We start from the raw sequence: 24,829 nt of genomic DNA on the forward strand, positions 1-24,829 counted from the left end.
GTTCGCTGCGCGAAGTGAAGTCTTTGTCTATTCAATATGGACTTAAAACGCTCTTGTAATCTGCATGCTCATGATGACGAACATCGGAAAGCCGTATGAGGGAAAACCTCACGTACGGTTTGATGAGAAGGGGCTGGGCCCCGCCCAGCCTTTCACTCTAGCGAAATATGGATGCGCCTGTTTACAATCGAATACGATTTCATCGTTTGCGGGGGGACTGTTCGCAGTTGAGAAGGTAAAACCTGACCCTTTGAACCTGTTAGTTAAGACTAGCGTAGGGAAGCAATCCATGTTCCATTATGGTTTTTTTCCCTTGCCGTTTTTCGGACAAGGGATTTTTTTTATATATGATCAATAGAAATGGAGATGATGTACCGATGAAGACAGCGCTAACCATTGCCGGCTCGGATTGCAGCGGGGGAGCGGGAATCCAGGCCGACCTGAAAACGTTCTCCGCTCACGGCGTATTCGGCATGAGCGTGATCGTGTCGGTGGTGGCCGAGAATACAAGCCGCGTGATCGATATACAGGATATGCGGCCGGATATGATCGAAAAGCAAATCGAAGCCGTGTTCGAGGATATAGAGGTGGACGCGGTGAAAATCGGCATGCTGTCGCAGCCCGAATGTATGGAGGCGGTCGCAGGAAAGCTGAAACAGTACGCTCCCCGGCACGTCGTCATCGATCCGGTAATGTACGCCAAGAACGGCTGCCCGCTTATGAACCCCAATGCGATCGATACGTTGATCCGGAAAGTGCTTCCGCTGGCGCACGTCTTGACCCCCAATATTCCCGAAGCGGAAAAGATTACCGGCATCAAGATCGGCAGCGTCGACGATATGAAAAAAGCGGCGGCGGCGATCTATCGAATGGGCTGCAAACATGTCGTCGTGAAAGGCGGCCATGCCGCAGGGAACGCGCTGGATATATTGTTTGACGGGGAATCGTTCCATTCGTTCGACGCGCAGCGTATCGAGACCAAGAATACGCACGGGACAGGCTGTACTTATTCGTCTGCCATAGCCTCCAACCTTGCGCTTGGATTCGGATTGCAAGAAGCGGTGCGGAGAGCGAAGGAATACGTCACCACGGCCATTCGGCATTCTTTGCCGATCGGCAAGGGGAACGGGCCTACTCATCATTTTTATTCGCTATATAAAAACGGATTAGAGAAAGGAATGGGGACAGATGAATAACGGATTGTTGACGGAAGCCGCCGGATTGATAAGCCGTGTCCGGCAATCGAAGCCTTTGATTCATCAAATTACAAACTACGTTACGGTTAACGATTGCGCGAACGTCACCTTGGCCATCGGCGCTTCTCCGGTCATGGCCGACGATGCCGATGAAGTCGCGGAGATCGTGGCCATATCTTCCGCCCTGGTGCTGAATATGGGGACCTTGAACAACAGGGTCGTCGAAGCGATGATCGCCGCCGGTCAGAAGGCGAACGAATCGGGCGTTCCCGTTGTACTGGATCCGGTGGGTGCGGGGGCGTCGCAGCTTCGGAACCGGACTGCCCGGACATTGCTGGAACGGATTCAATTCAGCGTCATCAGAGGAAATATATCCGAAATCAAATGTTTAGCGGGCGCAAACGCGAATACGAGAGGCGTCGACGCTTCCGAGACGGATGCGGCCGGCGGTCCGGAGGGCGGCGTCGGCATCGCGCGATTATTGGCGCGTCAATACAACTGTGTTGTTGCCATTACAGGCGAAACCGATATCGTATCGGACGGTGTCCGTACGCTCTGTATCCAAAACGGGCATAAAGCGCTCGGTTCCATCACCGGTACGGGATGCATGTGCTCTGCCCTCATCGGTTCGTTCTGCGGCGCCGGTTCCGATGATCTGGTTGCGGCCGCGGCAGGCGTGATGTCGATGGGGATTGCCGGCGAAATTGCGTTTGAACAAGCGGGGCATAAGGGACTCGGCAGTTACCGTGTCGCTCTGATCGATCAAATCGGCAATTTAGGCGGAGAAACGATATGTGCGAGGGGGAAATTATATGAGCCGGAATATTGATTACAGCCTCTATCTCGTTACGGACCGCGGCCTGATGAGTACGCATACGGTGGAACATTCGGTGGAACTGGCGATTCAAGGAGGTTGTACGCTCGTTCAATTACGGGAGAAAACATTGTCCTCGTTGGATTTTTATCGCACCGCCGTACGGGTGAAGGCCGTTTGCGACCGCTATAAGGTGCCGCTTCTGATCAATGACCGTGTGGATATCGCCTTGGCGGTAGACGCTGCCGGGGTGCATGTCGGACAAACCGATTTGCCGGCCGGAATCGTGCGCGGCATGATCGGAGAAGGCAAACTCCTTGGCGTCTCCGCCTCCGACCTTGCCGAAGCCTTGCAAGCGGAAAGGGACGGCGCCGATTATATCGGCGTCGGCGCGATGTTCGCCACGGGTACCAAAGCCGATGCCAAATCGGTGTCCATGAACGAATTAAAGGAGATCAGGACAGCGATTCGTTTGCCCATTGTGGCGATCGGCGGCATCAACCCGGACACGATCCCGTTATTCCAAGGGATGGGGATCGACGGAATTGCGGTCGTTTCCGCGATCGTTTCCGAAGACGATATTGCGCTCGCGGCCAAGAAAATAAAAGATTTGTTTCTTAGTATTTAGTATAAAAAAATGGGATTGGAGAATGTGAAGATGTCATTTTCAAGAATGCTCAAGGAAAAGTCGGGTGCCGTCTGGGAAGAAGGATACAATCATCCTTTTCTGCATGAAATGGGGCGGGGAACGCTGGATAAGGAATCGTTTAGGTTCTATCTGATTCAAGATTACAAGTATTTGATTGAATATGCGAAAATTTTCGCTATGGGCGCGGTAAAAGCCAAAGAGGAAAAGCTGATGGCCAGGTTCACCTTGATTCAGCACAATATCCTGAACCGGGAAATGGATTTGCATAGAAACTATATGAAAGAATACGGGATCGCGCCGGATGAAGCGGCAACGTCACAACCATCCCTTTGGAACAAAGCCTATACGTCCAATATGATGGCCGTCGCGCAAACGGGCGGGGTTGCTGAGATTTTAGCGGTCATATTCCCCTGTGCGTGGACTTATTACGACTATGCCGCAAGGTTAAAAGAACAATACCGGGGATCGTTGGAAAACAATTTTTACAAGACATGGATAGAAAGCTATGCAAGCGACGAATTCGGAAAATCCTTCGAATGGTTTTACGACACGCTCGATGAGTTATGCCAATATAAATCGCAAGAGGAATTGCGTGCCATTGAAGATATTTTCAGAACAAGCGTGGAGTTTGAATATTTATTTTGGGATATGGCGTACAAACGGCAAATGTCGTATTGACGGTATTGGCGAACGGTTCAGGCCGGTCGTGAATGCGCGAAAAGAGCCTGGCAGCAGGCTCTTTTCGTTGTTAGGAATTCGCTTCGTCTTTGATTTCCTCGCGCATGCCGCGCAAACTTTGGCGGCGGTTTTCGTTTTTGTTGCGAATTTGTTCCGCTTCTTCGCCGCTAATTTCGTCGGCATGCTCATCCAGATAGTCGCGGGCTTCTCTCATGTTTTCAATCGTATTTTGCACAGCGTCTTGCAGGTGTTCCACATTATCGGAACGGTCGTCCGGCTTGGCCATGTTACACTCCTCCTAAACAGTTTGGTAAACATATTTCCAATTCACGTCCGTTACAATAATCGGGACATGAAGTCAATGTATAAGATGGCAAGGTTGGGGCGCTATTATTCACCGCTCGCTTGTATATTTGTGGGAAAACGCGGCGTTTTGAACAACGATGCAACAGTAAATAATTGGATGAAAAATTACTGTATAAAAAGACTTGCCATCGGTCGTATTTTCTTGTATAATCAATTTTGTTGTCACGAAAGTGAAGGAAACAATTACTTCATACGGCCCGTTGGTCAAGGGGTTAAGACACCTCCCTTTCACGGAGGTAACAGGGGTTCGAATCCCCTACGGGTCACCATCTCTTTTTCAACTATTTGAAAAATGTGGCGAGCAACTTGCGTAGACAACGAGAGCCATTAGCTCAGTCGGTAGAGCACCTGACTTTTAATCAGGGTGTCGGAGGTTCGAGTCCTCCATGGCTCACCAGTTTTTATTTTTCCCCAATGTGCGGTAGTGGTGGAATGGCAGACACGCTATCTTGAGGGGGTAGTGGGCGTACGCCCGTGGAGGTTCGAGTCCTCTCTACCGCACCATACATAACAAGCTCAGATCCCTTGCGGCGCAAGGGATTTTTTAATTTGACGGAGGATCTTTGCCAATTTTTCCGCAGCGTTTATTCGATGAGCGGCAAATTCTGGCGTTATTTTGAACCGCCGGAGAGCGATTGTCTCCAGCGGTTTTTCTTATTTCGATGAAGTGGCGTACGCCGTTGGGACGAGGCGCTCTCTCAATTCGATTGGGGACGGATTGGGGACAAAAGTTCTGTTAAAAAGGAAAAAGTCGCATAAAGTCGAACTATAACAGAAGAAAAAGTAAATTAATCTCTACAATACATAAATATAAGACAACGTTGTTGACTGGGGAGCAAATGAAACAGGTACATGACGAGTTGGCGGCAAAGTCCGTTTATAAGAAGGAAGAGAGAAGGAAACATGTTAAAGATATTCAAGTTGCGATTCAAGAAGATAAGAGAAAAGTTACTTCCGGCGTTTGTCCGAAATGCAGCAGTCCATTAGTTCAGCGGCGCGGAAAAAACGGTGCATTCATAGGCTGCAGCGGTTATCCAAAGTGTAGATTTACAAAGAACGTGTAGCGGGCATTTTGAATAAAGGAACCCGTTGAAATTATAGATGAGCAAAAGCACCGGCAGGAATTTATTTCCTAATGTCGAATTAGGATTTGGGAGGTGTCGAAATGAGACTCGACTTTAGGAGAGCGACTGCTCATATGAACGGAATGACTAAATTTTTTAATCAAGGTTCGTTAATAGAGGCGGAACGCTTTCTTAAACCGGATGAACAGGTTCTGCATGTGGAGCCGGTCAACTTGGATCGGGGCCCGGGGGTTCTGGTCGTGACCGATAAGCGGGTTTATAGTGCATGCCAAATGATGACTACATATGAATTGAAGCAGTTGCCGTACCGGGAAATTAATTTTATTTCCGTCGATTCCCAGAAAGGTAGCATGCGAATTGAAACCAATCATAATAAGGTCCTTATTGAAGCGATCAATAGAAATAGAAGCGTGATCATTCAGCAGATGATCTTGGAGCGAATCTCGTAAACCTGTACGACATAGAGTGACAGCGCTTTGGCCGATGTTGTATAACGTACAACATTCCACTCCGTTTCCTTGAAGCGCTCACGTTTATGCTGCAAAATATACAACATTTTAAGTCAATTCGCACGATATTTGACCTTGTGTTGCGCATATGTTGTACGTTCTACAACATAACTAGCTGTTTTCCTATAATGGCCCCTTTTATGTTGTATACAATACAACATGGCCTAAAGACTTCAAGCCCGGTCGATGATCCGGGCTTTCGTTATTGGAGCTTGTCGCTTGAGCGGATCGGGTGAACGCAGTATAGTTAGGTTGAACGAAAACGGAATCCTGCTAGGAGTGATGAAAACATTGAGCATGTGGTTGATTTTTGCGCTATTATCGGCGGTCATGGCTGCTTTGGTGGCGATTTTCGGCAAGATCGGGTTAAGCGGCATCGACGCGAATACGGCAACGGCCGTTCGAGCGGTCATTATGGCATTGTTTTTGGTGTTGGTGGTCGTGTTTGAGGGAAAGATAAGTCAGGTGAGCACAATTCTGGCCAATAAAAAGGCGCTCACCTTTATTATCGCCAGCGGGTTGGCCGGAGCGCTATCATGGTTGTTCTACTTTTTGGCGTTAAAGTACGGGAAGGTTTCCCAAGTCGGCCCGATCGATAAATTGAGCGTCGTGATCGCCGTCATTCTGGCCGTTATTTTCTTAGGGGAGAAAATATCGCTGATCAACGCAATCGGCGTATTTCTTATTGCCGCCGGGGCGCTGCTGGTCGCCGTCAAATGATCGAGTTCTGCGCTCGAGCTTGAGGGGAGCGGAGGAACAAGGTATAGTAAATTTACATATTATTATTGGGACAAAGGGATGAAGAGAACATGGAAAAATTGTTTTTTATCGAATTGGGCATGGGGACCGATCTGCACGGCCAAAATGTAACCAAAGCCGCGGTCAGAGCCGTGCAAAATGCGATTCGCCATAATTCGATGCCTGGACTTCGTTCGTTTCTGCCAGGCAACAGCCTGGACAATATGATTGTCAACGTGAAACTGGCCGTTCCTTGCGACAAGGATAAATTGGATATCGAGCAAGTGAAGGCGGTACTTCCTTACGGCCGGGTGAACGTTGAAGTAATGGACGGCGGCATGCTTACGACAAGCGGCATCATACTGCCGGACAAGGAAGATGTCAACGATTTGATCTATATCGTGAACGCGTCGGTAGAAGTGGGCTGTTAGAAGCTAGAAGCTGCAAGCTAGAAGCGAAGGCCGTTCGCCGATCGCATTAACGGCCGTCCTCCAGCAGATCGATGGCGAGATGGAATTCGCGAATCGCGTCCTCCAGCGCTTTGATCCACGCTTTCAATTGTTTGTCGTTGGCCGGATTCCTTTTCAGTTCGCGCTTATATTCGTCCAATTGCTTGCTCATCGTATGGATATCGAGCTGCAACGTGGCGATCACGTTAGGGTATAGCCTGCGCTGCTTGGTGATCACGGATTTTGCAGCGCCAGGCTTGTCCGCATTGGATGAGCGCGCCGCGGCCGGCTGAGCATCCGGCTGCTGTGCGGCCGGCTTCTGCGCAGCAGTCCCGCCTGGACGCGCATCGGCGGCTTGCTGCGCTGCGGATGAGCGCGCCGCCGTCGGCCGCGAAGCGGGGGCCACAGCAGCGGCCGAACGGGCCTGCTTCGCGTTGTTCGGCTTGGCCGCGGCTTGCGTAGCTTCGGCAACCTCATCGGTTGCCGCCGGCTGCGGCTTGGCCTGAGCAGGCTTGGCCGAAGCGCTCGCCGCCTCTGCCGTCGCCGACACTTCGCTCTCGGCCTGATCCTCTTCCAAGTTTGCCGCCGCGCCGTTTCTTCTTTGGTCGATTTTGCGAAGCAAATCTTGTTTTGCCGATTTTTTGGCAACAGCTTCTTTTTTCTCGCTTGATTTTGTCTCCGATGTTGGAGCGGAACCGGATTGCGATGCAGGCGGAACGGATGCAACCGAAGCGATTTCGGATACGGGTCCCTCACTTCCGCCATCCCGGACGGTATCGGATTGATCCGCAGCAGCTTCGCCGGCTTCGGCTTCCGTGATTTTGTCCGATTGCTGCATCGTTTTTCTGACATACAATCCGCCTTCGCAGCTCTCCGTGAAATAAAACACCATCATGTCGTTAAATTCGATCAGTTTCAAAGCCGTTTCAAAACCGGGATTCGCCATAAATTGGTCGATCAGCCGATTGATTTCGATATTTTTCGTCGTATCGTAATATTGCTGTTTAATAACCGTTCCTGCAAGCGCATAGTCGCAGTTGCGCAATTGAGCTTTTAATTTTAATTTTTTGATCGGATTCACCGATTCCCATCCTTCCTGTTTCGAACGCTCTATTTCAATTCAACGAAATAATTTCCATTTCCTCTGTTTACTTTCTTATAACTTGATTATACCAAATCTTGTCCCAATTCTCCTTCACTCTATTGCATTTTTTATAAATATTTGATTGAAAAGCCGTCCGAACAACGCGCAAAAACAGACGCCGACTTGGCGTTTCGATCAACGCAAGCCGGCGTCCAGCAAGTTCCTTACTCGTAAATTTTGTCCGCATTCTCGTAACGAAGCTTTTCAGCGTGTGTTTTTGCGCGGTCGTCGTTTTCCGGTTGCGCGTTGTTTGCCTTGCCGGATTGCGGAACCACTTCCGTAGATTCCTTTACATGTGAGTACAGCTCTTTCTTCACCGATGGTTTCATCTTTTGCCTCCTGCCCTTTTCGACTAGTTTGTTATGGGACAGAGAAATTCATACATTGCAGTTACAGTTGAAGGAGGCGTAGGGAGAAGGAGCGACTCCTTCTCCGTTCCGGCGAACGATCAGCCACAGTGGTGTTTTCTCCGACGTCTGCAGATGACTTTGACTTTTTGGCCTGGATGAAGAACAATCGTGATTGCTTTTCTTTTGCGATGTGCCACAGGAATCACCTCTTTCTATTAATTTAATACATTTTATGAAAGAGTGGTAGAAAAGTGAGGGCAAGTTTTCGCTGTATCGAATAATTGGCGCAAGTACAATCCTGTTATTCGCAGCAAGAACAGAATTGGCATGAATTCGGCATCGTTCTTCATTTTGCGGCAAAACCGTGATGTTGAAAGATGTTAAACAATGTAATATATTGTACTTTTTGTTCTTTATTTGATATGTTTTATGAAACGTATCCTAATAAGGAAGTATATTTAAAGTGCAGTTCTATATTTGTTACAAGGGGAAAAAGCTTCTCGGCCCTATGACAAAAGAGGAAGCGGTACGGAAAATGTTCGAATTACGGGGAACGTTCAAAGATTTATATATTATCGAAGTGGATGAGATATCGGGGAAAGTGAAAGGGAGAATCGGTTCCAAAAATAGAAAAAAATAACCAAGTACGTAATTATATTCAAAAATGGGACGAAAGTTTGAAGGAAAAAATGTATCGTTGTAGAAATATATGTTGTTGTAACGATATTCGGGAATGAAAAGGTGATGGAAGGTGACAAAACGGACAAAGGCTAAATTGTATAAAAATTCCGAAAAAACCGGTACATCCAATGCTCCGAGGGATGATTGCCGCGAAAAAAAGGTTGCCGTTGCCGGAGTCGACCATGATATTGCCGAAATTGCATTTCAAAATGAAAAAAACGGGCCGGAGGATGAACTGGGCGACATAATACGGGTCCGCGAGAGCGAAGAGCGGTACCGGCAATTGGTTGAACTGTCGCCTGAGCCGATCGTGGTGTATAGCGACCGTACCATCGTTTATGTCAATCCTGCGGGAGCCGAGCTCATCGGTGTCGCAGATCCGAACGAATTGTACGGCAAGTCGATCGGGGAATATTTTTTCGCGCATGCCTCTGCGTCGTTGTTTGATGAGAACAAAATTCCAATCGAAGGAACGGTAGAAATGAATATTTCCACCGCTTACGGCCAACTCATTACGATCGAGGCGATGGCGGTCCCGATACGATATCGCGGCGAACCTGCGGTACAGTTACTATGCAGGGACATTACGGACCGGAAAAAGGCGATCGAAAGCGAATATCGTTATCAACGGCTGTTAAAGCTTTCGCCCGTGCCGATCATTCTGCATCGCAACGACCTGATTGTCGACGCCAACGATGCGGCCGTGAAATTGCTAGGCGCGGAGAAGAAGACCGACATGATCGGTCAATCGGTCTATACATTCATCCATCCCGATTATTATGCAGAGGAAAAGAAACGGTTGGAGTCGGTCGTTCTAACGGACGATCATCTGAGTTTCCGCGAAATCAAATTAAATCGGTTGGACGGTAGAACGATCGATGTCGAAGCGTCTGCTATTTACATATATAAGGACATGGGATCCCCCGTCGTGCAGAGCGTGTTTCAGGATTTGACCGAACGCAAACGCACGGAGGAGTTGATACGGCGATCGGAGAAGCTATCGGTCATCGGCCAGTTGGCTGCGGGGGTCGCGCATGAAATCCGCAATCCGTTGACTTCGCTCAAAGGGTTTACGCAATTGCTCAAGTCGAAGCATAATCAAGACCAGGATTTCTACAGCATCATGTTAACCGAGCTGGACCGAATCAACTTTATTGTCAACGAATTTATGACGATTGCCAAACCGCAAGCCGTCAAATTCGAGCCGAGATATATTCCCGATGTGATTCATAGCGTCGTCATGCTGGTGGAGCTTCAAGCGATACTGAACAATGTGCAAATCGTTATGGACGTGAAGAAAGGCATTCCGCTCGTCGAATGCGACGAGAATCAGCTCAAGCAAGTATTCATCAACTTGTTGAAAAATGCGATCGAAGCGATGGACAACGGGGGGACGGTTACGGTTCATATTCGTAAAGGACGTCTCAACCAAGTTCATATACGTATCGTCGATCAGGGACCGGGCATCGACGAGGAAAGAATCGGGCGTCTTGGGGAACCGTTCTTTACAACGAAGGAAAGCGGGACGGGGCTAGGACTGGTTGTAAGCTGCCGCATTATCGAGGCCCACGGCGGAACGATTTCGTTCAGCAGCAAATTAAACCGGGGAACGACCGTAGATATTGTGCTGCCCCCGGCGCATGGGTAACTCGCGGATTCGTCAATACGCAAACAGCGCCGTCGTCTATGCCTCCTCTTCGGCATAACGTACGGCGCTGTTCCGCTTTTTTGTTATTGACGATCTGCGTTTGCGGCTTGCGAGTCCATCGGATCCTGCTTGTTTCCGGATTCAACCTTCCGGCGCGCTCGGCTTTCAGCCGGGCTCTGCGCGTTTTGCTCATCGTAAATTCCTCCCGATTGCTTAATAAGATTCGAAGAGTTCTTCCCTTCGGCATGGATGCCTTTTCGTGCGGCGATCCGTTATTCAAGCGTAATACAGCATAAGCAAAAAAGCAAGATTGTTCCGCATGCGGCCTGTCAACCATTGTAATTGGATGCCGGCGGGCGCTTGCTCTTTATATTTTGTTCCCTCCAATTCTAGCAATATCGGACAGGTCTCAATAAGATAGTTCATGGATTTTATCCGCAACAAGCGTTTACAATAGAATACAGTAATAAAGGAGAGGAGAGCGATACGATGGATCAAATCAAAGTGGCCGTGATCGGATGCGGCTCAATTTCCAAGCACCGGCATATTCCGGAATATGCGGCCAACCCGCATGTGAAACTGGTCGCCTTCTGCGATCCGGTGATCGAACGGGCCGAACAATTCGCGCAATTGCATGGAGGAAAGGCTTATTCCGATTACGAAGAGATGCTGAATAAGGAAAAACCGGACGCCGTCAGCGTCTGCACGCCGAACTTTGTGCATGCTCCGGCTGCGATCGCCGCCGCGAACGCCGGCGCGCACGTGCTCGTCGAGAAGCCGATGGCCGCTTCGGAAGCAGAATGCGAAGCGATGATCGAAGCCGCCCGTCGCACCGATGTATTGCTGATGGTTGGGCATAATCAGCGGTACATGCCGCCGCATGTAAAGGCGAAAGAAATATTGAAATCGGGCGTACTCGGCAAAGTGTTGACATTCCGCACATCGTTCGGACATCCCGGACCGGAGAGTTGGAGCGCGGACGGGTGCGAGAGCTGGTTTTTCCGCAAGCGGGAAGCGATTATGGGCGCCATGGGCGATCTGGGCGTGCATAAATCGGATCTGATCCGATGGCTGCTGGAGGATGAAGTGGCGGAAGTCGCGGCGATGATCGGCACGTTGGACAAAGCCGACACCGATATCGACGACAACGCGACATGCGTGCTGCGCATGAGAAGCGGGGCGATCGGCACGCTCGTGGCCAGTTGGACTTATTATAGAGGCGAGGACAACAGTACGGTGTTATGGTGCGAACATGGAGTTATCAAGATCGGTACCGATCCGGAGGATCAAGTCATTGTCGAATTGCGCAACGGCAGCGTTGAAAAATATAAAGTCGGCGCCATTGCGACGAATGAAGAACAGACGTCCAGCGGCGTGATCGACGCGTTCGTCGAAAGCATCGTAACGAAATCCGCGTCGCCGGTTTCCGGCGAGGAAGGAATGCGTTCGCTCAAAGTCATCTTGGCGGCTTTCGAATCCCAGGAGAGCGGCAAAATAGTAAGACTATAAGCAAGCCCGCGCGTTATCGCGCCGGCTGTGCCGGAGTAAGGTCGTGCTGGGGCAACTCTCGCGAATCATAAGAACCGTCAGGATGATCCTGACGGTTCGATTAATTTCTCGGTTAATTTTGCGTTTGAATCGTGATCGTCATCGCCGCTGCGTCCCATTTCACATCCGCCCCCAGTGCTTCGCTGACGAATCTTAGCGGCACCATCGTTGTCTGGCGAACCAACTGGGCCGGAACGGACAAAGCGATTTCCTCATCGCCGACGATTGCTTTTTTGCTGTTTAGCGTAAGCGTCATTTTCGTGCCGTCTTTCATCGCTGTTACCGATTGGGAAACGGAGTTCCACTTGATGTCGGCACCCAGTCTTTCGAAGATCGCCCGCATCGGAACGAGCGTATTGCCGCCGATATTGACGGGCGGCTGTTCGAACGATTGCAGCTCGCCGTCGATATACACTTGAATCTCGCCGGTTGGCGCGGTTTTGCCGGACGGCGGCAGGACTTGAATTTCGCTAGGCGGCGCGACATTGACAGCAAGCGGCGGGAATTTCAGCTCGAGCGGGCGGACGGTTATCTCGCCGCCAAACGACGATTGTCTTATATCGTTCAGCTTCTTAATCGCCGCGCTGCGCTTCTCCAGAATCGTGGCAATCATATTGTCGCGAATTTCGTTCAATTGGCGTACCGAATCGTCGCGGACATTGTCAAGCGTGCGTTTCGTGTCGGCACGGAATTGTTCCAGGTCGGATTGGGCTTTCGCGAACGTTTTGTCCATTTCCTTCTGGGCGGCGGTTTTCGATATTTTACCTTGGACGTAACGCCACATGGTGCCGAGGCTATAGCTCTTGTCCGCTTCATTGTTCAATTTCCACATTAAGCTTGTCGAATAATTCGGATTGACCGTATTGCGGTATTTCCACATCGTACTCGTGGAATAACTCGGGTCAACCGCTTTGCCGTATTTCCACATGACGCTTGTGGAATAAGAAGGCGAAATCGCTTTGTCGAACTTCCAATGCGCGCTTAAGGAGTATGCTTTATCGGCCGCCTTATAGTATTCCCACATCGCACCGAGGGAATAGCTCGGGTCGCTTTGATGTTTGTACTTCTGCAGATCGCTTACGTATTTCCGATCGTCTCCGTGCGCATCCTCCAATTGCCGAATATCGTCCCCGTATAATTTCTCAAGGTAGGCTTGATCTTCGGCGACGATTCGTTCCAATTCCTTCTGCTGGTCGACCGCCGCTTTCCGCAACGCTTCAAATTCCGTCGTCCGATATTGGAGCGTTTCTTGGTACAGCTTGTCTTCCGTCTGCTCGATAGCGCTGTACCGGTTCCAGATCGATTCCACGAATTTGGCGTCCGCAGCCGAAGCGGCCGATGGCATTAGAATGGCGCTCGCAAGGATTGCGGCTGAGAAGAAGCTCCCCCATAATTTTCGTTGCAGTGTTCCTTTGACCATACACGTCCTCCTACATATACATATAATGGTTACAATGTAGAGTTACGCATGTGGAAGGCGGACGTTTCGCAAATTGCCGCGCCGGCAGGCCGTTTTCCGGCAAAATGAATCTTTCCGCCTATTAGGATTGCGACGAAAGGAGCAGCTTTTTGCCCATTGCCGATGACCTTCAAGTTCTATGAAGCGATCGAGTTCTTCAACTCGCGGCCATACGTCTTCTTACGCTCCCTTCTGTCAATATCCCTCTCCGTCAGTTAGCAAGAATGCGACTATGTATCGCTTTCCGGTCGCAAGAAATCGGCCTTCTGAACGAGGGGGATTTCGACAGAAGGCCGAAAAATGCCAGGCCGCTCCGGCTTGAAACGCGCGAAATGCGCAATGCAACCGACGCTTGCCGTCTCCCATCGATTAGACGCCTACAAGCTTGCCTTGCCGCATCAGCAATGCGTCGTCGATATAAACGTCGGGCTCCTTCACGACCAAATCGATATGCACGCCCGCCTCGACGGTGCCGCCGAACGTCGCATTGCTCCCGAATGCGACATGGATCGTGCCGAACGCTTTCTCGTCTTCGAGTACGATGCCTGTAATGCGCGCTTTATCGTTCGTCCCGATGCCGAATTCGCCGAGCAGCCGGCCGTCTCCGTCGCCCAACATCCGGAGCAATCGTTCCGCCTCCGCGCCGCTCGCATCGGTCAAGCGCCCTTGGTCTACCGTCAGCAGCAGGGGACTGTCCAGCTTCCCGATGCCCGCCGCCGACCCATCCGCGACGATTTCCCCGCTTGCGGTGCCTTCCACGGGCGCGATGTAGGCCTCGCCGGAAGGCAAATTCCCCGATTCTCCCGGATATAGGTACATGCCGGTGCTCGGCACGCCGTTGCGGTTTTCGATCGGGAATTCGAGCGTTTTGCCGTCCTTGACGATGCGGACATGCTTGCCCTGCGTCAAAATAGCCGTTACACGCTCCGTCAACGCCTTCACCTGCACGTAATCGGCCGTAACCGCTCCTTCCGTAAACATATCCCAAGTCACACCGGGCATGGTCGCCAAACGAACGCCTGCCGCGGCCGCCTCCTTGCGCGCTTTCGTATGCGTCAACGAATGCTTCGTAATGCATAGGCATACATCCGCCTTTTTCATCGCTTCCGCCACCTGTTTAGGCGGCTCCTCTCCGGATTTGCTCCGTTCCTTCATCAGCATCAGCGCCGACTCCGCGCCGAAGGAAAGCCCGGCCTCATGCACGATTTCCGCAATATCCCTTTTCGGAGGATCGGTAACGATGATGAGCGTTTCCGATGCCCGCAGTCCCAAACAATCGATTAATAGTTTGCGTGCCGTCTGCAAGTAGGTTTCTTCCATGTCGCAAAGTCCTTTCTAAATCCGGCGATTCCTTCCCCGCCATATTTTCAGCGTTTCATTGCTGCATTTCGCTAAAGTGTATTAAATTTCATTTTACCGCTTTTTTTCGAACTTCTGCAATCATTTTTTTCGATAACGGTGAACATTTTTTTTTATTTTCAGACTATTTACACATTTATAAGGCTTTGCTATACTGATCAACAAGTTTTCACATTGTGATCGTGTGTTTCGATATGTGAAACATAATGAAAGGGGACGGTTTCATGAAAGCAAAGGGCAGTTTGAAATTGCTTACACTGCTGCTGGCGATGATGATGGTCATCTCGGCTTGCGGCGGTTCCGGCGCGAATGGAAGCAATCAGCCGGGAGACACGAATCAGGAAGGGGAAGCGGCGGAGACCGGAACGCCGAAAGACGGAGGCGTGGTCAACATTGCGCTTAGCAGCGTGCCGAAGACGTTGGACCCGATTTCCTATACGAGCGTTTACGAGTCGAATATATTGCGGAGCATTGTCGACACGCTTGTGACCTATAACAACGATTTGTCGGAAATCGTGCCGGCGCTGGCCACCGAATGGAAAATTTCCGACGATATGAAAGTTTACACATTTACGCTAAGAGACGAAGTATATTTCCAACCGGGCAAATTTCAGGACGGACGCAAAATGACCGCGGAAGACGTGAAATACAGCCTGGAGCGCTCGGCGAAAGAATCGTCCTTGAACCGCTTGCGCGGCGTGGAGAAAGTGGAAGTCGTCAGCGACAATGAAGTGGCGATCCACCTGGTCGAGCCGAATGCGGCATTGCTGGCGTTTCTGACAGATCCGGGCAACGGCGTCGTGCCGAAGGAAGAAGTGGAAGGCTGGGGCGATCAATTCGGCGTGCATGTGGTCGGAACCGGTCCTTTCAAATTTGAAGAATGGAAACAGGACGATTACGTCAAATTGGCCCGCAGCGATAAATATTGGGGGGACAAGCCGCATCTCGACGGCGCCGTATTCAAGTCGATCACGGACGGCAATATGATGACGAACGCGATTCGTTCGGGCGATATCGACATCGCGACCGACGTGAAAGGCCAAAACCGCGTATTGGTGGAAAAAGACAACAAATTGACGTTAAACAGCATTTCCGGGGTATCCATATCCTATCTCGGCATGAATATGGCGGACGGGCCGACAAAGGACATCAAGGTCCGCGAAGCGCTCGCGCTTGCGACGGATGTGGACGCGTTAACGAAAGGCGTTTACCAATGGGGCGGGGCGAAACCTTCCTATCTGCCGCTTCCTAGAGCGTCCTGGGGATACGACGCGGAGCTGGAAAGCCTGGCGCCGAAGTACGACCCGGAAAAAGCGAAGCAATTGCTGGCCGAAGCGGGATATTCGAACGGATTTAAAACGGAAATTTACGTCGGAGAAGCGAGAGTGCCGGAAGCAACGATTTTCGCAACGCAAATGAAAGAAAATTTGAATGTCGATGTCGACATTAAAACGGTGGAATGGGGTACGTTCAGCGATACCGTATCCAAAGGAAAAGCGCCGCTCTTCATCGCAGGATGGACCTGGTACCCGGATCCGGATACGTTCCTGTACCAAATGTTCCATTCGAAACAAATCGGCTCTTTGGGCAACGGATACGGATACAACAATCCGCAGGTTGACGAACTGCTGACGCGGGCCGCCACCGAATCGATCGATCAAGAAACGCGCAAAGGCATTTACCGCGACGCTTTGGAACTCATCCTGAAAGACATTCCGCGGATCGAGCTTTCCGATATCGAAATCGCATGGGCCAACAACAAGAACGTCAAAGGCTTTGCCGTGAAGCCCGACAACTCGATTATTTTAACAAATCCTTATAATAACGTCTGGTTGGATAAGTAAGACGAATCCCGCCGGTTCAAAGCGAAAAAGTCCCTGTAGAGGATGTTCCAAAAGTCATCTTTTGGGGACTTTTTTTCATTTGGAAAGTTTTTGATTTCGGTTTTTCTCAAATGAAACGGGGGGAGATTTTCTATTGCTGAAATTAATCGTAAAGAGACTTATCAACATGATTCCCACCTTGCTGGTCGTCGCGACGATTGTGTTTATCATCACGCGATTGATTCCCGGCGATCCGGCCGCGGTGATGCTCGGACCCCAGGCTTCCGTCGAGGATATCGCCAAGCTGCGGGATAAGCTCGGTCTGAACGAACCGATTATTATGCAATATTTGCATTACTTGGGCGATTTGGTTCGCGGAGATCTGGGAACGTCGCTTAGCTATAATCAGCCTGTGTTGTCGATTATTATGGAGCGCTTTCCGAATACGCTGCTTCTGTCCGTATGCGCCTTGCTGATCGCGCTCGTCATCGGCATTCCCGCAGGAATCGTGTCGGCAACGCGCCAGTATTCGTTCCTTGACTATGCGCTGATGATTTTGGCACTGATCGGGGTATCGATGCCGATATTCTGGCTCGGGGTCATGCTGGTCCTATTCTTCAGCGTCGAGCTGGGCTGGTTTCCCGCAACCGGCATGGGTTCGCTCGCGGACGGATTCGGCACGTTCCTGAAGCATCTGGTGCTGCCCAGCTTTGCGTTATCGACCGTTTCGATGGCGACCTTCGCGCGGATCACCCGTTCGAGCATGCTGGAAGTCATCAAGCAGGATTACATTAAGACGGCCCGGGCGAAAGGGCTGCGCGAATCGATCGTCGTTTGGAAGCACGCTCTGAAAAATGCGCTTACCCCGCTGCTTACCGTAATCGGAATGCAAATATCGATGATGCTCGGGGGCGCGGTCTTGACGGAGACGATTTTCAGTTGGCCCGGCATGGGCCGGCTTGTCGTCGATGCGATCGACAAACGGGATTTCGTGGTTGTGCAAGGAACGGTATTGTTCATCGCCGTTATTTTCGTACTTGTCAATTTAGTAGTGGACATCTTGTATCAAGTCGTAAATCCGCGAGTCAATATGGATAAGAAAGGGGGCGAATAAATATGGCCGGCAAATTCAAATGGGGCGAGAACAGCGTAATGTTAAGATTGCTTCGCAACAAACTGGCGGTTGTCGGATTATTGCTCATTGTCATTCTTTCGGTGCTGGCCCTCTTCGCTCCGCTTATCGCAACGCACCCGCCGGATAAAATGGATTTGACCGCCTCGCTGCTGACGCCGGGAACGGACGGGCATCTGCTCGGAACGGACAACTACGGCCGCGATCTGTTCAGCCGAATCGTATACGGCGCCAGAGTATCGCTGATCGTAGGCTTATTCGCGGTCGGCTTGGGCGGGATCATCGGCACGCTGCTCGGACTGGTCTCGGGTTATTATGGCGGGAAGGTCGACGCGGTGATCATGCGGATTATGGACGGTTTGTTCGCGTTTCCGTTCATTCTGCTGGCTATCGTCCTGATGACGGTGCTCGGCGCAGGCCTGTTCAACGTCATTCTGGCGATCGGAATCGCCAACGTTCCCGGATTCGCGAGAATTGTGAGAGGACAAGTCCTTTCCGTCAAGGAAGAAGAATATATCGAGGTGACGCGTTCGCTCGGGGCGGGCGATTCCCGCATCATCTTTTCGCATATTTTGCCAAACTGTCTCGCCCCGATCATCGTTTATGCGACGATGAATATTGCGGGCGCCATTATTTCCGAGGCGGCGCTCAGCTTTCTCGGACTCGGGGTGCAGCCGCCGACGGCGTCCTGGGGGAGCATATTGAAGGATGGTAAAGACTTCCTGGTTCTATCCCCTCACATGGCTACTTATTCGGGGCTTGCCATTCTGTTGTCCGTGCTCGGATTCAATCTGTTCGGGGACGGGCTCCGGGATGCGCTCGATCCGAAGATGAAAGTGTAGTTGTAACACAGAAAGGCAACTGATGCTTAAGACGAGGGGAGGAAACACGATGTCGGAACAACAAAAATTGCTGGACGTTCAAAATTTGGAGGTTCATTTCCATACGTCGTCCGGAATCGTAAAAGCGGTGAACGGGGTTAGCTTTGAGCTGGAGCGGGGCGAGACGATCGGCATCGTCGGCGAATCCGGCTCCGGCAAGAGCGTAACGGCAACGGCCATCATGGGACTGTTAGCCGCCCCGCACGGGAAGCTGGCAAACGGAAGCATCCGGTTCGAATCCAAAGATTTAACCCGGCTGTCCAATGCCCAAATGCGCAATATTCGCGGCAATGAAATATCGATGATCTTCCAGGATCCGATGACGTCGCTGAATCCGGTCTTTACGGTGGGCGATCAAATCATGGAAGTGATACGCCTGCACCAGAAGCTGGACAAAAAAGCGGCGAAAGAACGCGCCGTCGAAATGTTGCGTCTGGTGGGCATTCCGGAGCCCGAGCGCAGGCTGAAGCAATATCCGCATGAGTTTTCGGGAGGGATGCGCCAGCGTGTCATGATCGCGATCGCGCTTGCTTGCAATCCGAAGCTGCTGATCGCCGACGAACCGACCACGGCGCTCGACGTCACCGTACAGGCGCAAATTTTACAATTGATGAAAGATTTGCAGGAGAAAACGAAGACCTCGATTATTATGATTACGCATGATTTGGGGGTCGTATGGGAGAATTGCCAGAAGGTGCTCGTCATGTACGCCGGCAACACGGTGGAATACGCTTCGGCCGGGCAACTGTACGAGAAGCCCCTTCATCCGTATACATGGGGGCTGCTCGATTCCCAGATCAAAGCGGATTCGAACCGCTCCGAGCGGTTGCCGTCCATTCCGGGGAATCCTCCGGATTTGCGGAAGGAAATTCGAGGCTGTCATTTCGCCGATCGGTGCCCGTATGCGCAGGAGAAATGTTCCCTGGAGAAACCGAAGCTGATCGAGGTGGAACCGGGGCATAAAGTGGCCTGCCATTTCCAAACGGCGACGGAGAGATTGGCGAGGAAAGGAAGTGAGCGGGAATGAGCGAACCGATATTGCAAGTTCGCGCGTTGAAGAAGCATTATCCGGTCAAGGACGGCATTTTGTTCTCGAAACCTTCGCGTTTTGTCAAAGCGGTGGACGATGTGAGCTTCGACGTGTTCAAGGGAGAAACGCTGGGGATCGTCGGCGAATCCGGCTGCGGCAAATCGACGATGGCGCGCCTTGTGACGCAACTGGTCAAGCCCACTTCCGGCTCCGTCCTGTTCAAGGGCAAGGATTTGTCGGGCCTGTCCGGCCAGGAATTGAAACAGGAGCGCAAACATATTCAGATGGTGTTTCAAAATCCGTACGCCTCGCTGGATCCGCGGAAAACGGTCGAGCAGCTCATTATGGAACCGCTGGTCATCCATAACGTCGGGACGAGACAGGAGCGTCTGGCCAAAGTGCGGGAGTTGCTCGAAGTCGTCGGGCTCAGCGCCTATCAAGCGCAGCGTTATCCCCACGAGTTCAGCGGCGGCCAGCGGCAACGAATCAATATCGCGCGGGCGCTGGCACTCAATCCCGACCTCGTCATCTGCGACGAGCCTGTCTCCGCGCTCGACGTTTCCATCCAAGCCCAGGTGATCAACCTGCTCAAGGATCTGCAGAGCCGGTTCGGGTTAACGTATATTTTTATTTCTCACGATTTGAACGTGGTGAAATATATCAGCGATCGCATTGTCGTGATGTACTTGGGGAAAGTGGTGGAGATGGGCACGTTCGAGGATATCTATAACAATCCCCGTCATCCGTATACCCGTGCGTTGTTGTCCGCGGTGCCGAAGGAAAATCCGTTTCTGGAGAAAGAGCGGATTCTCTTGTCCGGAGACGTTCCGAGTCCGATGAACCCGCCGGCAGGGTGCCACTTCCATAAACGGTGCCCGTTCGCCGTCGAAGCATGCGGCCAATCGTACCCGGAACTCGTCGCAGACCAAAAGGGACATGCGGTTGCTTGCCATCTAGCGGATCAAATCTAGGCGACCCGATCCGGGTTCGTTTCGTTCATTGGAATCAACTTGATAGTAAAGGAGTTAACAGCGATGTCATTCAAACATGTATTGGAAATGTTCGACCTGCTCGATCATGCGGCCGTGAACGGCAATGCGGTGAAAGAATATTTTAACAGGCTGGGATATGACAATGTGGAAGTGAAAACGGTGGAAGGAGCGAAAGGCTCTACCGATTTCGTGAAAATTACCGTGCCTGGCAAAAACGGAAAGTCTGCCGGAGGCTCTGCGCCGACGCTAGGCATTATCGGCCGATTGGGCGGAATCGGGGCAAGACCGGAACAGACCGGATTCGTATCGGACGGCGACGGGGCGCTTGCATGCTTATCCGCCGCCGCCAAACTGGTTGAAATGAAACAGCGCGGTGATATACTGGAAGGGGATATTATTCTTACAACCCATATTTGTCCAAATGCTCCGACGCTGCCGCATGATCCGGTTCCGTTCATGGATTCTCCCGTGGACATTATGACGATGAACCGGCATGAAGTCGCGGCAGAGATGGATGCGATTTTGTCGATCGACACGACAAAGGGCAATATGGTTGTCAGCGCAAACGGTTTTGCGATTACGCCAACCGTCAAATCGGGGTATATTCTGCGGATCAGCCAGGACTTGCTCGAACTGATGCAGCAAACGACCGGCAAGGTTCCGGTAACCTTGCCGATTACGATGCAGGATATTACTCCTTACGGCAACGGCGTTTACCATATTAACAGCATTTTGCAGCCATGTACGGCTACCGACAGCCCGGTCGTCGGCGTGGCGATTACGACGCAAGTCCCTGTTGCGGGATGCGCGACGGGAGCGACGCATTTGACCGACGTGGAGCAAGCGGTTCGATTTGTTATCGAAACGGCCAAAATGTACGGAGCCCGCAAATGCTCGTTCTATGACGAAGAACAGTTCGCATTGATGCAATCGCTGTACGGCAGCATGAAGCACCTGCAAACCTTGGACGGGAAGGTACGGTCGTCATGAGCGGAAATGCGGCGCAATGGAAAGAACGGGCGATAGCGGAAGTAGAGCGGAGCCGGGACGAATTAATCGAATTATGCTGCCGCTTGATTCGCTTTCCCAGCGAAAACCCTCCCGGCGATTCGACGCCGATTACGCAATATATCGCCGATTATTTGCAAGAGTACGGAATCGAATCGGAATGGCATGAAGCGGCGCCGTCCATGTGGAATCTTATCGCGCGCATCGGCGGCGGCGACGGCAAAAAATTGATCTATTGCGGACATACCGACGTCGTTCCGGCGGGCGACCGCAGCAAATGGGAGTTCGATCCATTTGCCGGAGAGGTCAAAGACGGTTGGATTCTCGGACGCGGCGCCAGCGATATGAAAGGCGGGCTGGCCGGCCTGATCTTCGCCGCTGCCGTTCTGAAACGGTTGAACGTGCCGTTGCCGGGAGAACTGTGCCTTGCGATCGTACCGGACGAGGAAACCGGAGGAGAACTGGGCGTTCCTTGGATTCTCGAGCGCGGGCTCATTCAAGGGGACGGTTGTTTGATCGCCGAGCCGTCGTCTCCGCTTCATCCGACGCTGGGACAGAAGGGAGCCTGCTGGTTTCGAGTTACCGTGAAAGGGACGCCGGCGCATGGAAGTTTGGGTCCGCTTGCCGGCCGCAACGCGATCGTCGACGCCTTGAAGGCGATCGATCGGATTCGTACCGTATGGAATTATCCGGTTCGTATTCCACGTGAAATGGAAGACATCATCGCCATTTCGAAAGCGAACCTGCAGGAAGACGGAGAGGAACAGTTTGCGGACGTCTTCGATCATATTTCCGTCAACATCGGTACGATCCAAGGCGGCACGAAATCGAACGTCGTGCCGGATACGTGTGCCTTTGAGGTCGATTGCCGGCTGCCTTTCGGAGTTACCCGCGACGAGGTGTTGGGCTATATTCGCGGCGAACTGAACGTTCTGGGCATCGATTACGAACTGGAAACGTTCGGAATGAAGAGCCATGCGAACTATACGGATCCTGCCGATCCGGTTTGCAGAGCGATTGTGGACAATATTTCGCATGTAACGGGAGCCGGGGATCGGGCATATGGCGTATTGCAATGGGCCAGCAGCGACGCCCGGCACTTCCGGGAGTATAACATTCCCGTATTGCAATACGGTCCCGCTTATTTGCCCAGCATTCATAATTTTAATGAAAAAGTGTTGGCGGAAGATGTCATTCGCTGCGCGAAAGTGTACGTGGCGGCAGCGATCGATTTTCTATATGAAAATTAATTTTTCAAAGGGGACATGAATGTGCTGAAAACTCTGGATCAAGCATTGAAAATATTGCTGAAATTCACCAAAGAGAAGCCTTCCTGGGGCGTAAGGGAACTAGCGAGAGATACGGATACGAATGAAGCGAATATATACCGTATCTTGGCGACTCTGGAAGCGAATCGATTTCTAGTGAAAGATCCGGAGACGAAAAAGTACTATTTAGGGATCCGATTGTGGGAACTCGGCGTAACGATGCAGCATTCGCTTCATGTGGGAGATTTGCTGAAACCGGTGATGCAGCGCCTGATGGAAGAAACGGGGGAATCGGTGTTTCTGACGAGTTTGGTAGACGGGGAAGGATTGACGCTGGAAGTGCTCGAGCCCGACCATTCCGTGAAGTTCTCCGTCTCCATCGGCAGCCGTGCGCCGCTGTATGTCGGCGCCTCGTACCGCACGATGCTCGCCTTTCTGCCCGAAGAAGAAGTGGAACGATTGATAGGGGGAGAATTGGTGCGGTATACCTCGAAAACGTTGGTAGATTCCAGTGCGATTCGCCGGGATTTGGCCACCATTCGGGACAAGGGCTGGGGGAGAAGCGACGGCGAATATACGCCTGACGTTGTCGCTTTGGCCGTCCCGTTGTTCGGATACGGGGGACAAATCGCCGGCTCGTTGACCGTGTCGGGTCCGACCTATCGTTTGCCCGACAGCAAAATCGACCGGATTGTGGACGCGTTGCTGCGCGCCAAGGCGGAGATGAACGATCTGCTGCTTACTTATCGGATCGACCTTTCCCGATATTTTAAATAAGGACGGCAGCCGCTTGCGGCTGCCTGTTTGCAAAGAAGGGGGATGCCGATGTTACAATCCATGTTTGAAGAAGTGGAACAGCTTTACCCCGAGATGGTGGAGCTGAGAAGATATTTTCATATGAATCCGGAATTGTCCTTTCAAGAAGTTCATACGCCCGCCAAAATCGCCGCTTATTTGCAGGAACTCGGTATGGAGGTGAGGACGGAAGTGGGCGGCCGCGGAGTCGTCGGGATTCTTCGCGGAGATCGTCCCGGCAAGACGGTGGCGCTTCGCGCGGATTTCGACGCGCTGCCGATGGACGACGAGAAAGACGTTCCTTATAAATCCCGCGTTCCCGGCGCGATGCATGCATGCGGGCACGACGGGCATACCGCGACGCTGCTGGGCGTAGCCAACGTGTTAAGCCGACATCGCGACCGGTTGCGCGGCAACATCGTTTTCATTCATCAGTTTGCGGAAGAGCTTGCTCCCGGCGGAGCGAAGCCGATGATCGAGGACGGATGCCTGGACGGCGTTGACGCCATCTTCGCCACGCATCTTTCCTCCAGTTTTCCGACCGGCGTTGTCGGTTACCGGTCCGGCGGCATCGCGGCCGCTTCCGACAAATTTACGATTCGCATCCAGGGCGTCGGCGGACATGGAGCGGCTCCGCAGGAATCGGTGGACGCGCTGGCGGTCGGCGCGACTTTGGTGGGCCACCTGCAGCAAATCGTCAGCCGCCGCATCGATCCGCTGAAGCCGGCCGTACTTAGCGTTTGCTCGTTCCATGCCGGCGAGGCGTTCAACATCATCGCGGACAAGGCGACGATTGCCGGAACGGTTCGTACTTACGATCCCGACGTACAGGAGCGGATGATTAGCGAAATGGAACGGATCGTGAAGGGGACATGCGAAGCCGCGGGAGCGGAATACGCCATCGATTACGAACGGGGGTATCCGGCCGTTGTCAACCATGAAGCGGAAACGGAGCATCTGGTCGAATGCGGCGAATTGCTCGGCGATTCGGTGCGGTTGATTCCGATCGATCCGATGATGAGCGGGGAAGATTTTGCTTATTATTTGCAAAAGGTGCCGGGCACGTTCTTTTTTACAGGAGCCTATAACGAGGCCAAACAGGCCGTATATCCTCACCACCACCCGAAATTCGATTTCGACGAGGATGCGATGAAGATCGGCGCCAAGCTGTTGATCGCGGCAGCCGTCCAATACTTGAACAAATAGAGAATGAGGAGGAAGTGGCTT

General features: G+C 51.8%; 25 protein-coding genes, 3 tRNA genes and 1 riboswitch. Of the genes, 23 read left to right on the top strand and 5 right to left on the bottom strand.

Annotated features, from left to right (window positions below; all coding sequences use genetic code 11):
- Positions 1–200: 200 nt before the first annotated feature.
- A riboswitch (TPP riboswitch) is annotated at positions 201–299 on the top strand.
- Positions 300–377: 78 nt separating this feature from the next.
- Genes thiD through tenA form a run of 4 tightly spaced genes read left to right on the top strand, consistent with a single transcriptional unit; the run spans position 378 to position 3,337 of the window.
- Complete coding sequence (gene thiD / locus LQ229_RS23380; RefSeq protein WP_230193047.1) at positions 378–1,196, top strand: bifunctional hydroxymethylpyrimidine kinase/phosphomethylpyrimidine kinase; 819 nt, start codon at positions 378–380, stop codon at positions 1,194–1,196.
- The gene (gene thiM, locus LQ229_RS23385; RefSeq protein WP_230193048.1) at positions 1,189–2,025 is read left to right on the top strand and encodes a hydroxyethylthiazole kinase; all 837 of its coding nucleotides are present in this window, start codon (positions 1,189–1,191) and stop codon (positions 2,023–2,025) included. Before thiD ends, thiM begins: the two co-directional genes overlap by 8 nt.
- Positions 2,009–2,638 (top strand): thiamine phosphate synthase, encoded by a 630-nt coding sequence (gene thiE, locus LQ229_RS23390; protein ID WP_230193049.1) that lies wholly within the window; start codon positions 2,009–2,011, stop codon positions 2,636–2,638. Before thiM ends, thiE begins: the two co-directional genes overlap by 17 nt.
- Positions 2,639–2,668: 30 nt before the next feature.
- Positions 2,669–3,337 carry a thiaminase II gene (gene tenA, locus LQ229_RS23395; protein ID WP_230193050.1) on the top strand — a complete coding sequence of 223 codons (669 nt, stop codon included), beginning with the start codon at positions 2,669–2,671 and terminating at the stop codon, positions 3,335–3,337.
- Between the two features lie 70 nt (positions 3,338–3,407).
- On the opposite strand, the gene tlp is transcribed toward tenA, so the two are convergent.
- Positions 3,408–3,623 carry a small acid-soluble spore protein Tlp gene (gene tlp / locus LQ229_RS23400; protein WP_216539122.1) on the bottom strand — a complete coding sequence of 72 codons (216 nt, stop codon included), beginning with the start codon at positions 3,621–3,623 and terminating at the stop codon, positions 3,408–3,410.
- Between the two features lie 274 nt (positions 3,624–3,897).
- On the opposite strand from tlp, the gene LQ229_RS23405 reads away from it, so the two are divergent.
- From LQ229_RS23405 to LQ229_RS23435, 7 genes are all read left to right on the top strand, one after another.
- A tRNA-Glu gene (locus LQ229_RS23405) sits at positions 3,898–3,972 on the top strand.
- A gap of 52 nt (positions 3,973–4,024) precedes the next feature.
- Positions 4,025–4,100: transfer RNA gene (locus LQ229_RS23410), tRNA-Lys, on the top strand.
- A 21-nt stretch (positions 4,101–4,121) separates the two neighbouring features.
- Positions 4,122–4,207: transfer RNA gene (locus LQ229_RS23415), tRNA-Leu, on the top strand.
- Positions 4,208–4,542: 335 nt separating this feature from the next.
- Positions 4,543–4,767 carry a topoisomerase DNA-binding C4 zinc finger domain-containing protein gene (locus LQ229_RS23420; RefSeq protein WP_216540921.1) on the top strand — a complete coding sequence of 75 codons (225 nt, stop codon included), beginning with the start codon at positions 4,543–4,545 and terminating at the stop codon, positions 4,765–4,767.
- 134 nt (positions 4,768–4,901) lie between these two features.
- Positions 4,902–5,237, top strand: coding sequence for a PH domain-containing protein (locus tag LQ229_RS23425; protein WP_216540920.1), 336 nt, complete (start codon positions 4,902–4,904; stop codon positions 5,235–5,237).
- Positions 5,238–5,588: 351 nt separating this feature from the next.
- Complete coding sequence (locus LQ229_RS23430) at positions 5,589–6,017, top strand: EamA family transporter (protein WP_216540919.1); 429 nt, start codon at positions 5,589–5,591, stop codon at positions 6,015–6,017.
- A gap of 89 nt (positions 6,018–6,106) precedes the next feature.
- A complete protein-coding gene (locus tag LQ229_RS23435; RefSeq protein ID WP_216540918.1) occupies positions 6,107–6,466 on the top strand; it encodes a Lin0512 family protein in 360 nt (119 codons plus the stop codon).
- Positions 6,467–6,512: 46 nt separating this feature from the next.
- On the opposite strand, the gene LQ229_RS23440 is transcribed toward LQ229_RS23435, so the two are convergent.
- Both LQ229_RS23440 and LQ229_RS23445 read right to left on the bottom strand, forming a co-directional pair.
- Positions 6,513–7,565, bottom strand: coding sequence for a hypothetical protein (locus tag LQ229_RS23440; protein WP_230193051.1), 1,053 nt, complete (start codon positions 7,563–7,565; stop codon positions 6,513–6,515).
- A 227-nt stretch (positions 7,566–7,792) separates the two neighbouring features.
- The gene (locus tag LQ229_RS23445; RefSeq protein ID WP_216540916.1) at positions 7,793–7,957 is read right to left on the bottom strand and encodes a hypothetical protein; all 165 of its coding nucleotides are present in this window, start codon (positions 7,955–7,957) and stop codon (positions 7,793–7,795) included.
- A gap of 529 nt (positions 7,958–8,486) precedes the next feature.
- On the opposite strand from LQ229_RS23445, the gene LQ229_RS27190 reads away from it, so the two are divergent.
- The 3 genes from LQ229_RS27190 to LQ229_RS23455 all read left to right on the top strand — a co-directional run bounded on the left by LQ229_RS27190 (position 8,487) and on the right by LQ229_RS23455 (position 11,816).
- Positions 8,487–8,618 (top strand): hypothetical protein, encoded by a 132-nt coding sequence (locus LQ229_RS27190; protein ID WP_290370070.1) that lies wholly within the window; start codon positions 8,487–8,489, stop codon positions 8,616–8,618.
- A gap of 111 nt (positions 8,619–8,729) precedes the next feature.
- The gene (locus LQ229_RS23450) at positions 8,730–10,307 is read left to right on the top strand and encodes a PAS domain-containing sensor histidine kinase (protein ID WP_230193052.1); all 1,578 of its coding nucleotides are present in this window, start codon (positions 8,730–8,732) and stop codon (positions 10,305–10,307) included.
- Between the two features lie 489 nt (positions 10,308–10,796).
- A complete protein-coding gene (locus LQ229_RS23455; protein ID WP_230193053.1) occupies positions 10,797–11,816 on the top strand; it encodes a Gfo/Idh/MocA family oxidoreductase in 1,020 nt (339 codons plus the stop codon).
- Between the two features lie 112 nt (positions 11,817–11,928).
- Here LQ229_RS23455 and LQ229_RS23460 read toward each other — a convergent pair whose 3' ends face one another.
- Positions 11,929–13,275 carry a copper amine oxidase N-terminal domain-containing protein gene (locus LQ229_RS23460; protein WP_216540913.1) on the bottom strand — a complete coding sequence of 449 codons (1,347 nt, stop codon included), beginning with the start codon at positions 13,273–13,275 and terminating at the stop codon, positions 11,929–11,931.
- Between the two features lie 408 nt (positions 13,276–13,683).
- Entirely contained in the window at positions 13,684–14,634 is a 951-nt protein-coding gene (locus LQ229_RS23465) for an aminopeptidase (protein WP_230193054.1), read from the bottom strand.
- A 263-nt stretch (positions 14,635–14,897) separates the two neighbouring features.
- On the opposite strand from LQ229_RS23465, the gene LQ229_RS23470 reads away from it, so the two are divergent.
- From LQ229_RS23470 to LQ229_RS23510, 9 genes are all read left to right on the top strand, one after another.
- The gene (locus LQ229_RS23470; protein ID WP_230193055.1) at positions 14,898–16,517 is read left to right on the top strand and encodes an ABC transporter substrate-binding protein; all 1,620 of its coding nucleotides are present in this window, start codon (positions 14,898–14,900) and stop codon (positions 16,515–16,517) included.
- Between the two features lie 133 nt (positions 16,518–16,650).
- On the top strand, positions 16,651–17,610 hold the full coding sequence (nikB, locus tag LQ229_RS23475; RefSeq protein WP_230193056.1) for a nickel ABC transporter permease: 960 nt from the start codon (positions 16,651–16,653) through the stop codon (positions 17,608–17,610).
- A 2-nt stretch (positions 17,611–17,612) separates the two neighbouring features.
- Positions 17,613–18,470, top strand: a complete 858-nt coding sequence (locus LQ229_RS23480; protein WP_230193057.1) for an ABC transporter permease — start codon at positions 17,613–17,615, stop codon at positions 18,468–18,470.
- A gap of 49 nt (positions 18,471–18,519) precedes the next feature.
- Positions 18,520–19,536, top strand: coding sequence for an ABC transporter ATP-binding protein (locus LQ229_RS23485; RefSeq protein ID WP_216540908.1), 1,017 nt, complete (start codon positions 18,520–18,522; stop codon positions 19,534–19,536).
- Positions 19,533–20,510, top strand: a complete 978-nt coding sequence (locus LQ229_RS23490) for a dipeptide ABC transporter ATP-binding protein (RefSeq protein WP_216540907.1) — start codon at positions 19,533–19,535, stop codon at positions 20,508–20,510. The genes LQ229_RS23485 and LQ229_RS23490 overlap by 4 nt, the downstream gene beginning before the upstream one ends.
- A gap of 63 nt (positions 20,511–20,573) precedes the next feature.
- Positions 20,574–21,521: a DUF1177 domain-containing protein gene (locus LQ229_RS23495; protein WP_216540906.1), complete on the top strand. Its 948-nt coding sequence runs from the start codon at positions 20,574–20,576 to the stop codon at positions 21,519–21,521.
- Complete coding sequence (locus tag LQ229_RS23500; protein ID WP_230193058.1) at positions 21,518–22,789, top strand: ArgE/DapE family deacylase; 1,272 nt, start codon at positions 21,518–21,520, stop codon at positions 22,787–22,789. Before LQ229_RS23495 ends, LQ229_RS23500 begins: the two co-directional genes overlap by 4 nt.
- 21 nt (positions 22,790–22,810) lie before the next feature.
- Positions 22,811–23,584: an IclR family transcriptional regulator gene (locus LQ229_RS23505; protein WP_230193059.1), complete on the top strand. Its 774-nt coding sequence runs from the start codon at positions 22,811–22,813 to the stop codon at positions 23,582–23,584.
- A 48-nt stretch (positions 23,585–23,632) separates the two neighbouring features.
- Positions 23,633–24,808, top strand: coding sequence for a M20 family metallopeptidase (locus tag LQ229_RS23510; protein WP_216540903.1), 1,176 nt, complete (start codon positions 23,633–23,635; stop codon positions 24,806–24,808).
- Positions 24,809–24,829: the final 21 nt, after the last annotated feature.

Origin of the sequence: Paenibacillus sp. CECT 9249 (genome assembly GCF_918697855.1) — a bacterium.
Classification (GTDB): Bacteria; Bacillota; Bacilli; order Paenibacillales; family Paenibacillaceae; genus MSJ-34.

What these genes read in the sequence shown, in the direction of transcription:
- LQ229_RS23490 (WP_216540907.1), top strand. Translation starts at nt 19,533, where the DNA reads ATGAGCGAACCGATATTGCAAGTTCGCGCGTTGAAGAAGCATTATCCG.
- LQ229_RS23485 (WP_216540908.1), top strand. Translation starts at nt 18,520, where the DNA reads ATGTCGGAACAACAAAAATTGCTGGACGTTCAAAATTTGGAGGTTCAT.
- LQ229_RS23465 (WP_230193054.1), bottom strand. Translation starts at nt 14,634, where the DNA reads ATGGAAGAAACCTACTTGCAGACGGCACGCAAACTATTAATCGATTGT.
- LQ229_RS23480 (WP_230193057.1), top strand. Translation starts at nt 17,613, where the DNA reads ATGGCCGGCAAATTCAAATGGGGCGAGAACAGCGTAATGTTAAGATTG.
- tenA (WP_230193050.1), top strand. Translation starts at nt 2,669, where the DNA reads ATGTCATTTTCAAGAATGCTCAAGGAAAAGTCGGGTGCCGTCTGGGAA.
- LQ229_RS23510 (WP_216540903.1), top strand. Translation starts at nt 23,633, where the DNA reads ATGTTACAATCCATGTTTGAAGAAGTGGAACAGCTTTACCCCGAGATG.
- LQ229_RS23420 (WP_216540921.1), top strand. Translation starts at nt 4,543, where the DNA reads ATGAAACAGGTACATGACGAGTTGGCGGCAAAGTCCGTTTATAAGAAG.
- tlp (WP_216539122.1), bottom strand. Translation starts at nt 3,623, where the DNA reads ATGGCCAAGCCGGACGACCGTTCCGATAATGTGGAACACCTGCAAGAC.
- LQ229_RS23455 (WP_230193053.1), top strand. Translation starts at nt 10,797, where the DNA reads ATGGATCAAATCAAAGTGGCCGTGATCGGATGCGGCTCAATTTCCAAG.
- LQ229_RS27190 (WP_290370070.1), top strand. Translation starts at nt 8,487, where the DNA reads ATGACAAAAGAGGAAGCGGTACGGAAAATGTTCGAATTACGGGGAACG.
- LQ229_RS23460 (WP_216540913.1), bottom strand. Translation starts at nt 13,275, where the DNA reads ATGGTCAAAGGAACACTGCAACGAAAATTATGGGGGAGCTTCTTCTCA.
- LQ229_RS23425 (WP_216540920.1), top strand. Translation starts at nt 4,902, where the DNA reads ATGAACGGAATGACTAAATTTTTTAATCAAGGTTCGTTAATAGAGGCG.
- LQ229_RS23445 (WP_216540916.1), bottom strand. Translation starts at nt 7,957, where the DNA reads ATGAAACCATCGGTGAAGAAAGAGCTGTACTCACATGTAAAGGAATCT.
- thiE (WP_230193049.1), top strand. Translation starts at nt 2,009, where the DNA reads ATGAGCCGGAATATTGATTACAGCCTCTATCTCGTTACGGACCGCGGC.
- LQ229_RS23435 (WP_216540918.1), top strand. Translation starts at nt 6,107, where the DNA reads ATGGAAAAATTGTTTTTTATCGAATTGGGCATGGGGACCGATCTGCAC.
- LQ229_RS23495 (WP_216540906.1), top strand. Translation starts at nt 20,574, where the DNA reads ATGTCATTCAAACATGTATTGGAAATGTTCGACCTGCTCGATCATGCG.
- LQ229_RS23470 (WP_230193055.1), top strand. Translation starts at nt 14,898, where the DNA reads ATGAAAGCAAAGGGCAGTTTGAAATTGCTTACACTGCTGCTGGCGATG.
- thiM (WP_230193048.1), top strand. Translation starts at nt 1,189, where the DNA reads ATGAATAACGGATTGTTGACGGAAGCCGCCGGATTGATAAGCCGTGTC.
- thiD (WP_230193047.1), top strand. Translation starts at nt 378, where the DNA reads ATGAAGACAGCGCTAACCATTGCCGGCTCGGATTGCAGCGGGGGAGCG.
- LQ229_RS23500 (WP_230193058.1), top strand. Translation starts at nt 21,518, where the DNA reads ATGAGCGGAAATGCGGCGCAATGGAAAGAACGGGCGATAGCGGAAGTA.